Source organism: Curvibacter sp. GW821-FHT09D12 (genome assembly GCF_059416245.1).
In genome coordinates this window covers 199930-214740 of record NZ_JBWKOU010000008.1, presented here as the reverse complement: position 1 = coordinate 214740, position 14811 = coordinate 199930, and the positions used below count along the sequence as shown (strand labels likewise).

Annotated in this window: 10 protein-coding genes; 3 read left to right on the top strand and 7 right to left on the bottom strand. The window is 68.2% G+C overall.

Features of this window, described 5'->3' with window-relative positions:
• Positions 1-33 precede the first annotated feature (33 nt).
• Positions 34-1647, bottom strand: a complete 1614-nt coding sequence (locus AC07PT_RS15330; RefSeq protein WP_494657173.1) for an acyl-CoA carboxylase subunit beta — start codon at positions 1645-1647, stop codon at positions 34-36.
• A gap of 111 nt (positions 1648-1758) precedes the next feature.
• On the opposite strand from AC07PT_RS15330, the gene AC07PT_RS15325 reads away from it, so the two are divergent.
• Positions 1759-2508: an IclR family transcriptional regulator gene (locus AC07PT_RS15325; protein ID WP_494657172.1), complete on the top strand. Its 750-nt coding sequence runs from the start codon at positions 1759-1761 to the stop codon at positions 2506-2508.
• Positions 2509-2515: 7 nt separating this feature from the next.
• Here the strand turns inward: AC07PT_RS15325 and AC07PT_RS15320 are convergent, their stop codons facing one another.
• The 5 genes from AC07PT_RS15320 to AC07PT_RS15300 all read right to left on the bottom strand — a co-directional run bounded on the left by AC07PT_RS15320 (position 2516) and on the right by AC07PT_RS15300 (position 11314).
• Positions 2516-4105: a methyl-accepting chemotaxis protein gene (locus AC07PT_RS15320; protein WP_494657171.1), complete on the bottom strand. Its 1590-nt coding sequence runs from the start codon at positions 4103-4105 to the stop codon at positions 2516-2518.
• Positions 4106-4190: 85 nt separating this feature from the next.
• Positions 4191-7925 carry a hydantoinase B/oxoprolinase family protein gene (locus AC07PT_RS15315; protein ID WP_494657170.1) on the bottom strand — a complete coding sequence of 1245 codons (3735 nt, stop codon included), beginning with the start codon at positions 7923-7925 and terminating at the stop codon, positions 4191-4193.
• A gap of 42 nt (positions 7926-7967) precedes the next feature.
• Positions 7968-9215, bottom strand: coding sequence for an MFS transporter (locus AC07PT_RS15310; RefSeq protein WP_494657169.1), 1248 nt, complete (start codon positions 9213-9215; stop codon positions 7968-7970).
• A 127-nt stretch (positions 9216-9342) separates the two neighbouring features.
• On the bottom strand, positions 9343-10194 hold the full coding sequence (locus AC07PT_RS15305; protein ID WP_494657168.1) for a putative hydro-lyase: 852 nt from the start codon (positions 10192-10194) through the stop codon (positions 9343-9345).
• A 211-nt stretch (positions 10195-10405) separates the two neighbouring features.
• Complete coding sequence (locus AC07PT_RS15300; protein ID WP_492347672.1) at positions 10406-11314, bottom strand: LysR family transcriptional regulator; 909 nt, start codon at positions 11312-11314, stop codon at positions 10406-10408.
• A 123-nt stretch (positions 11315-11437) separates the two neighbouring features.
• Here AC07PT_RS15300 and arsC point away from each other — a divergent pair, with 123 nt between their 5' ends.
• The gene (gene arsC / locus AC07PT_RS15295) at positions 11438-11860 is read left to right on the top strand and encodes an arsenate reductase (glutaredoxin) (RefSeq protein WP_492347673.1); all 423 of its coding nucleotides are present in this window, start codon (positions 11438-11440) and stop codon (positions 11858-11860) included.
• A gap of 33 nt (positions 11861-11893) precedes the next feature.
• Here the strand turns inward: arsC and AC07PT_RS15290 are convergent, their stop codons facing one another.
• Positions 11894-14026, bottom strand: a complete 2133-nt coding sequence (locus tag AC07PT_RS15290; protein WP_494657167.1) for a TonB-dependent siderophore receptor — start codon at positions 14024-14026, stop codon at positions 11894-11896.
• A gap of 170 nt (positions 14027-14196) precedes the next feature.
• On the opposite strand from AC07PT_RS15290, the gene AC07PT_RS15285 reads away from it, so the two are divergent.
• Positions 14197-14805 (top strand): class I SAM-dependent methyltransferase, encoded by a 609-nt coding sequence (locus AC07PT_RS15285; RefSeq protein WP_494657166.1) that lies wholly within the window; start codon positions 14197-14199, stop codon positions 14803-14805.
• Positions 14806-14811 lie beyond the last annotated feature (6 nt).

The following is a 14811-nucleotide window of genomic DNA, read 5'->3' as shown; positions in this document are numbered from 1 at the left end:
GGCGTCTCGGGTTCAGGTCTCAGATGTCGGATCTCAGAATCGGGCGACGCCGAATTGAAGGGCGCGTGGCGTGTGGCGTTCGGCCTCGCGCCGGGTGGCCAGCGCCAGGGCCAGCACGGCGCGGGTGTCGCGCGGGTCGATCACGCCGTCGTCCAGCAGGTGGCCGCTGGTGTAGAAGGCGCTGGCCTGGCGATCGAAGTGCGCCACGATCTCGGCCTTTTGCTTGACCAGCGCGGCCTCGTCGGCGGGCTGGCCGCTGCGTTCGGCCTTCTGGCGGGCCACGATCTCCAGCGTCATGGCGGCCTGCTCGCCCCCCATCACCGAGGTGCGCGCGTTGGGCCACGAAAAACAGAAATCAGGCTGAAAGGCCCGCCCGCACATGCCGTAGTTGCCGGCCCCGAACGAGGCCCCGCACATCACGGTGATGCGTGGCACCGAGGCGTTTGACAGGGCCTGGATCAGCTTGGCCCCGTGCTTGATCATGCCGGCCTCCTCCGAGGCGCGGCCGACGATGAAGCCGGTGGTGTTCTGCAAAAACACCAGGGGCACGCCGCCTTGCTCGCACAGCTGGATGAACTGGGCCGCCTTGGTGGCCCCGGCCGGGTCCAGCGGGCCGTTGTTGCTGATGAAGCCCACCGTATGGCCTTCCAGCGGCCCATGGCCGCACACCGTGGCCGGGCCGTAGTCGGGTTTGAAGTCCATCCAGCATGAGTCGTCGGTCAGGCGGGCGATCACTTCGCGCATGTCCATGGGCTGGCGCGGCGCCAGCGCCATCACACCGGCCAGGTCGTCGGTGCTCAGCCGCGGGGCTGGCCACGCAACGGGCGGGGGCACGCGCGGCAGGGGCAGGCTGGCCACGATGTCGCGCGCGATCTCCACGGCATGCCCGTCGTCCTCGGCCACATACTCGGCCAGGCCGCTCTGGCTGGCGTGCATCTCGGTGCCGCCCAGTTCTTCGTCGCTGGCCACTTCGCCGGTGGCGGCCTTGAGCAGCGGCGGGCCGGCCAGGTAGGCGCGGGCCTGTTCGCGCACCATCACCACATAGTCAGACAGGCCCGGCATGTAGGCGCCGCCAGCGGTCGAAGGCCCATGCACCACGGTGATCACGGGCAGGCCGGCCGCCGACAGGCGTGCCAGGTTGTAGAACAGGGCGCCGCCCCGGATGAACTTCTCCACCCGGTACTGCCGCAGGTTGGAGCCGGCCGATTCCACCAGGTGCACAAAGGGCAGGCGGTGGCGCAAGGCCAGCTCCTGACAGCGCATCAGCTTCTGGTTGCCGGCCTCGGTCAGGGCGCCCGCCTGGATGCCTGAATCCGTCACCACCACCATGCAGCGCACCCCGGCCACCACGCCGATGCCCGCGATCTGCGAGCCCCCTGGCACGCTGTGCTCGGGCGATTCGCCGTCCATGCCGTAGCCGGCCAGGTTGCACAGCGGCAGAAAAGGCTGCCCGCTGTCCAGCAGGCGGGCCAGGCGTTCGCGTGGCAGCAGGGCGCCACGGCGCGCAAAGCGCTCGGCCGAGCGGGCCGAGGCGGCCACGGGGCGCTGCTCCAGTTGGCGCAGCTGCTCGATCAGGGCCAGCATGCCGCTGCGCTGTTGGTCGTACACCGGGCCGCTCAAGGCGGCCCGCGACTCAAAGGGTTTCATGAAGACTCCGTGTGCAAGGTTCGATGCCGGAGTCGATTGCAGCGCAGGGCCTGGAGCGCGACAATTTCGAAGTTCTTAAATGTTCACAATATGCACATTCAAGGGAAAACCATGACGATCGAGACCGCCCGAAGGGGTGTGGCCGGCGCTCAAAGTCTGCAACGCGCCTCGGGTCTGCTGTCGCTGCTGGCCCAGCATCAGGCGCAAGGCCTGGGCATGGCCGAGCTGGTGGCGCACAGCGGGCTGGACCGCACCACGGTGCACCGCATGATCAAGGCGCTGGAGGCCCTGGGGCTGGCCACGCGGCGGGCGCAGGACAAGCGCTACGGCCTGGGCCTGCAGGCCTTGGCGCTGGGGTTGGCGGCGATGCAGCACTCGCCCCTGATCGCCCGCATGACTCCTACCATGAAAGCCCTGGCCCGGCGTTGCGGGGCGCCGGTGTTCCTGGTGGTGCGGGCCGGTGACTACAGCCTTTGCCTGCACCTGGAACAGGGTGAGGCCCCGATCCGCAGTTTTGCCGACCACGTGGGCGCTACCAAGCTGCTGGGCCTGGGCATTCCCAGCTTTGCGCTGTTGTCGGCACTCGATGATGATCAGATCCGCCAGCACCTGGCCCAGCACGCCCGCGAGTACGCCCAATGGCAACTCGGCGAAGCCCGCCTGTGGCGCTGGGTTCAGCAGACCCGGCAGCAGGGCTACTCTCACATCCACGCCCAGGGCCTGACAGGTGTGGGCATGCGCTTTGCGTTGGGTGATTGCGCCGACGGTGCGCTGGGCATCGTGGCGCACGCGCAGCGCATCAGTCGCCTGCGGGCCTCGGCCCTGGCTGATCAGTTGCGTGAGGCCTTGGTGCGGGTGTGAGGGCGGGTCACGCCCTGGCCAGGCGCAAGGGTTGCGACGGCGCCACCGGGCCCAGCCTGAACAAGGCCAGTTGCTCGCGCAGCACGCTCACCTGAGCCGCCAGCGAGTGCGTGGCCGCGCTGGCTTCTTCGACCAGGGCGGCGTTTTGTTGGGTGGTTTCGTCCAATTGGCTGATGGCCTGGCCGATCTGCCCTACGCCCGCGTTCTGCTCGGCGCTGGCGGCGCTGATCTGGCTCACGATCTCGCTGACCTGGCGGATGGCGCTCACCACCTCGTCCATGGTCTGGCCCGCCTGGTCGACCAGGCTGCTGCCCTCGGCCACCTGGCCCACGCTGGTGTGGATCAGGGTCTTGATCTGGCGTGCCGCCTCGGCGCTGCGGCCGGCCAGCTGTCTAACTTCACTGGCCACCACGGCAAAGCCGCGGCCCTGCTCGCCGGCCCGGGCGGCCTCGACGGCGGCGTTCAGGGCCAGGATGTTGGTCTGAAAGGCGATGCTGTCGATCACGCCGATGATGTCGCCGATGCGGCGCGAGCTGTCGTTGATGCCTTTCATGGTGTGCACCACCTGGGCCACCACGCTGCCGCCCCGGCTGGCCACCTCGGAGGCGTCCAGCGCGAGTTGTTTGGCCTGCCGGGCGTTGTCGGCGTTGTGTTGCACCGTGGTGCTGAACTGGTCCATGGTGGCCGCCGTCTGTTGCAGGGCGCTGGCCTGGGCCTCGGTGCGCTGCGACAGGTCAAGGTTGCCCTGGGCGATTTCGCGTGCCGCATGGTCGATGGTGGTGGTGGCTTCGCGAACCTGGGCCAGGCTGTGCCCCATCTGCAGGCGCAGGTGGTTCACGGCATGGGCCAGGCTGTGGGCTTGGGCGCCACGGGGGGCGAGTTCGCTGGCCAGGTCGCCCTCGGCCATGCTCAGGGCCTGGCGGGCCACCAGGGCTGGCTCGCCGCCCACAGCCCGCTCGATGCTGCGCGCCAGCACCGCGCTCAGGGCCGACATCAGCAGGCCCAGCACCAGCAGGGCGGCCCCCGACTGCAGCAGTGCGTGGTGAAAGCCCTGCTCGATGTCGTCCACATAGTCGCCGGCCACCAGGTCCCAGTCCCAGGGCTTGAAGCGCACCACCCAGGCGATCTTGGGGCTGGGCGCCTCGCTTTGCGGGCGCGGCCACCAATAGTCCACGTAGCCGTGGCCTTCGGCCGAGGCGCCTGCGGCGGCAATGTTCACGTACAGCGGCGTGCCCTTGGCGTCCTTGAAGGCGATCATGTTGCGCCCCTTCAGTTCGGGTTTGATGGGGTGCATGGCGATCACCGAGTCGGCACCCACCACCGTCACATAACCATCCTTGCCATAGCGCTGGGCGGCCAGGCGGGCCAGGGCCTGCTCGCGTGCCTCGGCCTCGGTGAGCTGCCCTTCGCTGGCCTGGCGGGCCAGGTCACGCACCAGGCTCAGCGACATGTCGGTGATGTCGGCCAGCGCGGCGCGCCGGGCCTCGAACTGCAGCTCACGCGATTGCCAGGCATGGAACACGCTGAGGGCCAGCAGGCTGAGCCAGGCCAGCACCAGCGGCAGCCAGAGTTTTTGACGCAGGGACAAAGTAGGCATGGTGATCGACTCCAGACGGTGGGATGGGGGGAGAGCAGATGGCCCCTGCCAGCGCCCCTGGGGCCGTTGGCAGGGGCGCGGCCCGTCAGGCCTCGGTGGTCAAGGCTTGGGCCTGGGGGGCTGCGCCAGCGGTGGCAGCCGAGGTGGGCGCGCCGTAGCCGCCGCCGCCCGGGGTGTCGATGATGAACACATCGCCCACGCCCATCTCGACCTGGCCGATGTGGTCCAGGGTCTCGGTGCGGCCATCGGCCCGCAGCACGCGGTTGCAGCCCGGCTCGCCGGCCTGGCCCCCGGCAGCGCCAAAGGCACCCTGCAGGCGGTTGTTGCTCAGGATCGAGGCCGTCATCGGCCGCAGAAAGCGCACCCGCCGGCTGCCGCCATTGCCGCCCTGCCACTGGCCCTTGCCGCCCGAGCCGGCCCGGATCTCATAGGTTTCCAGGCGCACGGGGTAGCGCAGCTCCAGGATCTCGGGGTCGGTCAGGCGTGAGTTGGTCATGTGGGTCTGCACCACGCTGGTCCCGGCAAAGCCGGGGCCCGCACCCGAGCCACCCGAGATGGTCTCGTAGTACTGGTGCTCGGCATCGCCGAAGGTGAAGTTGTTCATGGTGCACTGGGCCGCGGCCATCACGCCCAGCGCGCCATACAGGGCATTGGTCACGCAGCTGGAGGTCTCGACGTTGCCGGCCACCACGGCCGCCGGGGCCCGCGGGTTCAGCATGCAGCCTTCGGGCACGATCACCTCGATGGGCTTGAGGCAACCCGCGTTGAGCGGGATGGCGTCGTCCACCAGGGTGCGGAACACGTACAGCACGGCCGCCATGGTGATCGCCTTGGGGGCATTGAAGTTGTTGCGCAGCTGGCGGCTGGTGCCGCTGAAGTCGACCACCGCTGCGCGGCGCCCTGCGTCCACCCGCACCGCCACCTGGATCTGTGCGCCGTTGTCCAGGGGCAAGGTGTACTGGCCGTCTTTCAGGGCCGTGATCACGCGGCGCACCGACTCTTCGGCGTTGTCCTGCACGTGCTGCATGTAGGCGGCCACCGTGGCACGGCTGTAGCGGGCCACCATGGCCTTGAGCTCTTGCGTGCCCTTTTCGTTGGCGGCGATCTGGGCGCGCAGATCGGCCAGGTTCTGTGCCGGGTTGCGGCTGGGGTAGGGTCCACTTTGCAACAGGGCCAGCATCTCGGCTTCGCGCAGCACGCCACGCTCGACCAGCAAGAAGTTGTCGATCAGCACGCCTTCTTCTTCGATGCGGCTGGAGAAGGGCGGCATCGAGCCGGGCGTGGTACCACCCACGTCCGCATGGTGCCCGCGCGAGGCCACGAAGAAGCTGGGCCGGGCGTCGTCGTCTTGCAGGTACACCGGGGTGACCACGGTGATGTCGGGCAGGTGGGTGCCGCCGTGGTAGGGGTCGTTGAGCACGTACACGTTGCCGGGCTGCATGCCGGGGTTGCGCTCGACCACGCTGCGGATCGACTCGCTCATCGAGCCCAGGTGCACCGGCATGTGCGGAGCATTGGCAATCAACTGGCCAGCCGCGTCGAACACCGCGCAACTGAAGTCCAGCCGCTCTTTGATGTTGACCGAGTAGGCGGTGTTCTGCAGGCGCAGGCCCATCTGCTCGGCGATGTTCATGAACAGGTTGTTGAACACCTCCAGCATCACCGGGTCCACCTGGGTGCCCACGGCGTGCACGGTGCTGCGGGCCAACACGCGCTGCAGCAGCAGGCAGCCGTCGGCGCCCATCTGCGCCCGCCAGCCGGGCTCGACCACGGTGGTCGAATTGCGCTCGGCGATCACGGCCGGGCCGTTCAGGGTGGCGCCAGGGGCCAGGGCCTCGCGTTGGTACAAGGCGGCGTCGCGCCAGCCAGCGGGGGCCTCGTCTTGCAGGCAGTACATGCGCACGCTGGAGACTAGGCTGGCCACATGCTCAACCGCGGCGTGGGCCAGGGTTGGCGCGGCGGTGCTCACGCCGGGCAGGGTGCATTCCACGTTCACCGCTTCGATCACCAGCTCGCGTTCGGGCATCAGAAAGGCAAAGCGCTGGCGGTAAGCCGTCTCGAAGTGCTCGCGCAGCGCGGTCAGGGCCTCGGGGGCCGCAGCCGCTGGCTCCCAGGGGCAGGGCAGGGCCGTGTCGGTGCCGGCATAGCGCAGCTGCAGTTGAAGGCGGGTCTGCAGCGCCTGAGCACCCAGGCCCTGGCTGCTCAGCTCGCCTTCGGCCTGGGCCTGCAGGGTGGCTGCCTGTCGTGCGGCATCGGCCAGGCCCGCGGCGTCCAGCGGCAATTCGATCGAGGTTTCGCGCAGGGCGATCTGGTCAGCCAGGCCCATGCCATAGGCCGACAGCACGCCTGCAAACGGGTGGGCCAGCACCCGGGTCATGCCCAGGGCATCGGCCACCAGGCAGGCGTGTTGACCCCCCGCGCCGCCAAAGCATTGCAGGGTGTAGGTGGTGACGTCATAGCCGCGGGCCACCGAAATGCGCTTGACCGCGTTGGCCATGCTGCCCACCGCAATCTGCAGCGCGCCGGCCGCCACCTCTTCGGCGTGGGTGGGGCGGCCGCTGGCGGCGGTCATGGCCACGGCCATGGCTTCAAAGCGTTGTTGCACCACGCCGCGGTCCAGCGGCTGGTCGGCCGCCGGGCCGAACACCTGCGGAAACCACTGCGGCTGAATGCGGCCCAGCATCACGTTGGCATCGGTGGTGGCCAGCGGCCCGCCGCGCCGGTAGCTGGCCGGGCCGGGGTTGGCGCCGGCCGATTCGGGGCCCACGCGCAGGCGGGCACCGTCGAAGCTGATGATGGAGCCACCCCCTGCGGCCACCGTGTGGATGCTCATCATGGGGGCGCGCATGCGCACGCCGGCCACCTCGGTGTCGAAGGTGCGCTCGAACTCCCCGGCATAGTGGCTCACGTCGGTCGAGGTGCCGCCCATGTCAAAGCCGATCACCTTGTCGTGGCCGGCCGCCACGGCGGTGCGCACCATGCCCACGATGCCCCCTGCCGGGCCCGACAGGATGGCGTCCTTGCCCTGGAAGCGTTGGGCCTCGGTGAGGCCACCCGAGCTTTGCATGAAGTAAAGCGGCACGCCCGGCATCTGCTGGGCCACCTGCTCGACATACCGGCGCAGGATGGGCGACAGGTAGGCGTCGACCACGGTGGTGTCGCCGCGCGGCACGAACTTGATCAGCGGGCTCACACGGTGTGACACCGAGATCTGGCTGAAGCCGATTTCGCGTGCCAGGGCCTCGGCCTGCAGTTCGTGCTGCGGATAGCGGTAGCCATGCATGAGCACAATGGCGCAGGCGCGCAGTCCATCGTCAAAGGCGGTCTGCAGGGCCTGGCGCAGGGCGGCCTGGTCCAGGGGCTGCACCAGGCCGCCGTCGGCATCCACCCGCTCCTGGGCCTCGATCACGCGCTCGTACAGCAGCTCAGGCAGTTCGATGTGCCGGGCAAACAGCTTGGGGCGGGCCTGGTTGGCGATGCGCAAGGCGTCGCGAAAGCCCTGGGTGGTGACCAGCAGGGTGCGGTCGCCCTTGCGCTCCAGCAGTGCGTTGGTGGCCACGGTGGTGCCCATCTTGACGCAGGCCACGCGCTGCGGCGTGATGGCCTCGCCGGGCTGCAGGCCCAGCAGGCGGCGAATGCCCTCGACCGCGGCATCCCGGTACTGCTCGGGGTTTTCCGACAGCATCTTCAGGGTGTGGAAGCCGCCGGCCGGGTCGCGGCCCACCAGGTCGGTGAAGGTGCCGCCGCGGTCGATCCAGAACTCCCACAGGGCGTTGTTGCTGGCGTGGCTCGGGGTCTGGTTTTCAAGTGGGGAGGTCATGGAGGACATGCTCGTGCTCGGTCAAAAATAGGCAGAAAGGGGTCAGCGCGCCGGGGCGGCGCTGGGGCTCAGTTCTCGGCCCTGGGTTTCGGGCAGTGCCAGGGCGGCGATGATCACCAGGCCGTAGCAGAAGGCCGAGATCCAGCCAATCGTCTGGCCCAGGGGCAAGGTGGCACTCAGTTGGCCGATCAGGGCCGGGCAGATGGCGCCGATGGCGCGGCCGAAGTTGTAGCTGAAGCCCTGGCCCGAGCCGCGCACGTCGCCGGGGAACAGCTCCGACAGGAAGGCCCCCATGCCCGAGAAGATGCCCGACAGGAAGAAGCCCAGCGGAAATCCCAGCACCAGCATCAGGCTGTCGGTGATCGGGATCTGGGTGTAGCTCAGCACCAGGGCGGCGCCCATGGCGGCAAACAAGATGAAGCAGCGTCGACGGCCGATGGCGTCCGACAGCCAGGCGCTGGTCAGATAGCCCACGAATGAGCCGGCGATCAGCACCAGCAGGTAGGTGCTGGTGCCCAGCACCGAGAGCTGGCGCTCGGTCTTCAGGAAGGTGGGCAACCAGGTGGTCACCGAGTAGTAGGCGCCCTGCATGCCGGTGGCCAGCAGGCTGGCCAGCACGGTGGTGCGCAGCAGGCTGGGGTGGAAGATGCGCAGGAAATTGCTGCGCTGGCCGCTGGCGCGCAGCCGGGCTTGCTCGGCCAGGAACACCTCGGGCTCACCGAGGTTGCGGCGGATGTACAGGATCAGCACGGCGGGCGCAATGCCGATCCAGAACAGCACCTTCCAGGCCTGTTCGGGCGGCAGCACCGCGTACATGCCCCAGAAGGCCAGCGCCGAAGCCGCCCAGCCCACGGCCCAGCTGCTTTGCACCAGGCCGGCGGCCTTGCCGCGGTGGCGCGCCGAGATGGTCTCGGCGATCAGCACCGAGCCCACGGCCCATTCGCCGCCCATGCCGAAGCCCTGCATGGCGCGGGTGAAGAACAGTTGGCCGAAGGAGTTGGTGAAGCCGCTCAGAAAGGTGAACAGCGCAAACCACAGCACCGTCCATTGCAGCACCCGCACCCGGCCGAAGCGGTCGGCCAGCACGCCGGCGGCCCAGCCGCCGACGGCCGAAGTCAGCAGGGCGCCGGTGGCGATGTAGCCGGCCTCGGCCTTGCTCATGTTCCAGGCCGCCAGCAGCGTGGGGATCAGGAAGGTGTAGATCATGTAGTCAAAGCCGTCCACGCCATAGCCGGCAAAGGTGGCGGTGAGCGTGCGGCGCTCAGAAGGGGTTGTTTGTTGTAGCCACATGGTGAGGTTCTGGTTGAGGGTTGAGGGAGGGTGAAGAAAATCCGGGTTGTGCGGGTCCCGGCCCCCGCGCACTGGGCGTTGGGGCCTGAAAGGTTCGGACAGGGGGCGGGCACCAGGCCCGCGGCGCTCAGTGCGCTTGCCGCAGCTCGCGGTTCAGCCGGTCGGTGACCAGCATGTGGCCCGGTGCATGCGTGATGCAGAAGGCCGGACGTGCGGCTGCAATGGCAGCCTGAGGCGTCACGCCACAGGCCCAGAACACGGGCAGCTCGTCGTCGTGCACGGCCACGGCATCGCCGTAGTCGGGTCGGGTCAGGTCGGCGATGCCGATCAGGGCCGGGTCGCCGATGTGGATGGGGGCGCCGTGAACCTGCGGTGTGCGGGCCGTGATCTGCACGGCCCGGATCGCGTCGGCCGCCTTCAGCGGCCGCATGGACACCACAGTGGGGCCATGGAACACACCGACCGATCGGGTCGGGATGTTGCTGCGGTACATGGCCACATTCAGTCCTTGCTCGACATGGCGCAGCGCGATGCCGGCCTCCAGCAGCGCGTGCTCGAACGAGAACGAGCAGCCCAGCGCAAAGGTCACCAGGTCGTCGCGCCACCAGTCGCGCAAGTCGCTGGTCTCGGCCACGCGTTCACCGTGGCGCCACACGTGGTAGCGCGGCACATCGGTGCGCACATCCAGGTCCAGCCCCAGCGCGGGCAGGGCGGGCGAGCCCGGTTCGGACACCGCCAGCAGCGGGCAGGGCGTGGGGTTGAGTTCGCAAAAGCGCTTGAAGTCCTCGGCCAGGGCTTGCGGCAGGATGGCCAGGTTGACCTGCACGTGCTCGCGGGCCAGGCCGCTGGTGTGGCCTTGCAGCCGGCCTGAGCGGGCGGCCAGTCGCACGGTCAGGGCGCTGGCATCGGGGCCAGGCAGGGCGGTCGGTTGGAGGGTGCCTGGGGTGGGGGTCTGGGCGGAGGTGCTCGGGCTGTTCATGGTGCGTGTCTTCAGTTGCCATCACGCATCAGGCGTGATCAGTGGCGATGGGGCGGATTGTGGAAGCCACCGCGCCTTGAATCCAACGCAAAATTTGCTGTGTTTGTCATCGAAAAAATCGATGACGCCGAGAGAATTCTCGATATTGCGAAATGCGTGCCAAGGCCATCAGGACTTACCCCAGGGGCCCGGTGCGCCAGGCTGGTGCATTTCAGGCGCCGGCGCGGCTGCGGCGTACCGGCTTGGTGCGGCCTACGTAGGCTTGTGCCGATTCGAGCACCGATTCGGCCACCCCCGAGCCGGGGTCGGCGCGGTAGCTGGCGTGGATGGGCAGGGGCGCCAAGGTCACCTCCGAGCGCAGGATGCGCAGCAACAGGCGACTCGACAGGTGGCGGGTGGCGGCGCGGGGCAGGGTGGCAATGCCAAAACCCCCTTCCACCAGCTGCACCATCGCCGAAATCGATGAGATCGCATGGATGCGCGGGGCCGGCAGACCCGCCTCCTGAAAGCGCTGCAGCAGGCTCTGGTGGGGCTGAGAGCCGCGCTGAAAGGTGATCAGATCGTGCTGCGCCAGGTCGGCCAGCGTGTAGCGGGCCTGCGCGTGCAGCGCCTTGTGGCCGACGAAGACCATCTCCATGGCCGGCATCAGCCGGGTGTGCACCTCGCTGTCACTGCCCGCGATCGAGGTGAACACCAGGTCTTGTGCGCCGCGCCGGATCTGGTCGACCAGCACGGGCGAGGTTTCCACCGTCAGCTCCAGCTCGAAGTCGGGGTGCTGCTGGCGCACCTCCTGCAACCAGCCCGGCAGCCAGCTGTGGACCACCGATTCGATGGCCCCGATGCGCAGCGCCATCGGCCCGCCACTGCCCGAGCCCAGCTCCTGTTTGACCTGGCGCTGCAGCTCCAGCAGGCGTTGGGCATGCAGCTGGAATCGCTGTCCGGCCACCGTGAGCCGGAACTGCTTTTCGCGCCGGTCCAGCAGCACCACGCCGAGCTCTTCCTCCAGCGAGGCAATGCGGTTGGACATGGCCGATTGCGTGATGTGCAGCTTCTCAGCCGCACGGGTGATGCTTTTGAGCGAGGCGGCCCAGTGAAAAGCTTCGACGAATCGCAGGTTCATGGGAGGCGATTGTGGACGCCGGAGCGGCCTGCCAGGCAGACGGGGCTGAATTTGTTCAGGCGCCGGGCGGGCTTGTGCACCGCTGCCATCCCAGCTTCACCCAAGTTTGAAACAATACCGCCCATGAGCAACATCACCATTTACCACAACCCCTCGTGCGGAACCTCGCGCAACACCCTGGCCATGATCCGCAACAGCGGCGTCGAGCCCGAGGTCATCCTTTACCTCAAGACGCCACCTGATCGCGCGCAACTGCTGGCCCTGATCGCCGCCACGGGCCAGCCGGTGATCGAGCTGGTGCGCACCAAGGAGGCTGTGTTCAAGGAGCTGGGCCTGGATGCCCCCGGCATCAGCGACGCCCAACTGGTGGACGCCATGCTGGCCCACCCCATCCTGATCAACCGACCCATCGTGGTCAGCCCCCTGGGCACACGCCTGTGCCGGCCCTCCGAGTGGGTGCTGGATCTGTTGCCTCAGCCCCAGCAGGCCGCCTTCACCAAGGAAGACGGTCAGGCCGTGGTGGATGCGCAGGGGCGCAGGGTCTGAGCCTGGCGATGCCTTCGGGCCTGTGTCGACAGATCAGAACTCCACCTTCAACGAGGCCTTCAATGTGCGCGGTGCACCCGCGGCAAGGCGGGTGCCACCGGCGGCCCAGTACTGTTTGTCGGCTGCGTTGTCGAGGTTGACCTGCCAGGTGCTGCGTTGGCCCAGGGTGCGGTCCACATAGCGGGCACCCAGGCTGTACAGGGTCACGCCGGGCAGCCAGGCCTGGTTCAGGTCGTTCACCGGCCGGCGCCCGGTGGTATAGGCCCCGGCGTTGAGCGACAGGCCCGGCAGGGCGGGTACGTTGTACGACACGAAGTTGCTCAGCGTCTGGCGTGAGGCGTTCTCGGGCAGCTTGCCTTCATAGGCGCTGCTCACATGCTGAAAGCGCGGGTCCAGCCACTGGGCCGAGCCCTGCCAGGACCACTGACGTGTGAGCGGCCCCTGAGCGGCCAGCTCCAGGCCCTGGTAGCGCTGCTGGCCGTCGGCCACATACACGTTGCTGCTGTTGGTGTAGTAGCCGGGCCGGCGGATGTCGAACACCGCGGCCGACAGCAGCAGGCCGGCCGGGCGCTGCCAGCGCACGCCCAGCTCCTGCTGGCGGCTCACGCCGGGGGCCAGGCGCACGTTCTGGTTCACCGTTCCAGTGGGGCCTGCCTCGCCTTCTTCAAGGCCCTGAGCGTAGCTGGCGTAGGCCGAGACCTGCGGGGTGATCTGGTGGATCAGCGCGGCCATCGGGGTGGTTTTGGCCACGTCGTACAGGGCCGTGCCCTGCTCGCTGCGGTAGCGGGTATGGCGCAGGCCCGCGATCACCTGCCAGCCGGGGCGCAGTTCGATGCGGTCCACGGCGTACAGCCCGGTGTCGCTGGTCTTGAGCCCGGCGGTGGTGGGGCTGGTGGGTAAAGAGCCCCAGACCACGCTGGTGAGCGGTACCGGGCTGTACAGGTTTTGCGACGCCACGCTGTAGCTGCGCTGGTAGACCGGGTCTTGTGTTTTGTCGGTGCGGCTCAGGCCCAGGGTCAGCTCATGGCGCAGGCCCAGGGCTTGCACGCTGCCGAACAGCTCGGCGCGCAGCAGGTCTGAGCCCACGGCCAGGTGCTGGCTGTTGCCGGTGATGCGCCCGGCGCCGGTGGCAATCGAGGCCTGGTCGTTGAAGCGGAAGATCGCCAGGTTGCGGTCGCGCAGGGTTTGCGAATGGCCAGCCTCCAGCGTCAGCGCCCATTGGTCGCTGAGGGCGTAGTCAGCCCGCAACTGCGCCAGGCTCGACTCGGTGTCGAACGCGGTGTTGGCGGGCGCCACCAATTTGCGCGCATCCACCGGGTGCGGCAGGGTGATCGTGCCGTTCACGGCCGTGGGCAGGTTGATGCCGATCTGTTCGTTGGTCTGGCGCTTGTCATAAGACAGGTCGGCCTGCAGCTTCAGGCGGCTGTTGACCCGCCAATCCAGTGCTGCCGAGGCAAACCGCCGCTGGCCCTTGCCGGTGTTCTCCAGGTAAGAGCCCAGCGAGCCGCCGGCTGCGTTCAGGCGCAGACCGAACTCTTGCTCGCTGCCGAAGCGGCGCGCCATCTCGGCGCTGGCGATGGCCCGGCCCTGGTTGTCCAGCGTGATGCCGACCGAGTTCACCGGCTGGGCCCCGGCCCGCTTGGTGACAAAGTTGACCACGCCTGCCGGCGAGGTGAAGCCGTAGTACAGCGCCGAGGCGCCCTTGAGCACCTCGACGCGCTCCTTGTCCTCCATGGGGATCTGCGCAAAGTTCATGATCGGCATCGAGCCATTGAGGCGGTAGTTGGTGCGGTTTTCCACCGGCATGCCGCGGATCACCAACTGATCCCAGGTCTCGCCACCGTTTTGCTGGCGCGTCACGCCGGCGGTGTTGCGCAGGGCGTCGTACAGGCCGCTGGCCCCTTGCAGCTCCAGCACCTCGCGGGTGACCACGTTGACGGTGGAGGGCACCTCCATCACCGAGGCGCCCCGGAAGGTGCCGGCCTCCACGGTTTCGGGCACAAACCCGTCGGCGCGGGCCTGCTGTACGGTCACGGTCTTCAGCGCGGCTTCGGGTTCGCCTTCGCGCGGGGGCTGCGCCGTTTGGGCTCGGGCGCCGGGCAGGGCCAGGGTTGTGAAAAGCAGGAGGGACAGGGCATTGCGCCTGGGGCGTTTCAGGATGGGCATGGGTCAGGCCGCTGGGCTGGTGGTGATGTCAGAGTCTGAATTGTATGAGAATGATTCGTATTTGAATTTGAAAGTCAAAAACTGCAAGCCGCCGTGCCCTCACCTGGGCGGCGCTGCGCCATACTCCCGGCTCCCCCAGCGGTTGGGGGTTTTGGTGACAAGGATCCGTTGTGCAATCAGCCAGTGAGCAGTGGTTTGACGAGGCGTATTACCAGCGCTTTTACTTTGACAAGAAGACCCGTGTGGTGGACGCCGGTCATGCCGAGCGTCTGGGGGCCTTTGTCTGCCATTACCTGCAGTACCTGCGGGTGCCGGTGCACCGGGTGCTTGATGTGGGCTGCGGCATCGGCCTGTGGCGCGAGGCCATCGCACGCCACTTTCCGGGCGCCAGTTACCAGGGCGTGGAGTACAGCGACTACCTGTGCCAGCGCTATGGATGGCAAAAGGGTTCGGTGGTCGATTACGCCAGCGCGCAGCCCTTTGATCTGGTGATCTGCCAGGGCGTGTTGCCCTACCTGAGCCCCGCCGATCTGACCCTGGCGCTGCGCAATCTGGCCCGGCTGTGCAAGGGCGCACTCTACGTGGAGGCCGTGGCCCGTGAGGACTATGAGCGCGACATCATCGACGAAGACCTGACCGACGCCCGCCTGTTCCGTCACCGCGCCGCGCTGTACCGACGCGGCCTGCAGGAGGGCTTTGTCGAGTTGGGCGGTGGCGTCTGGCTGAGCCGCCAGGCCGATCTGCCTTTGTTTGAGTTGGAGTGTCTGGGCGGGCGTTGAGGCCCG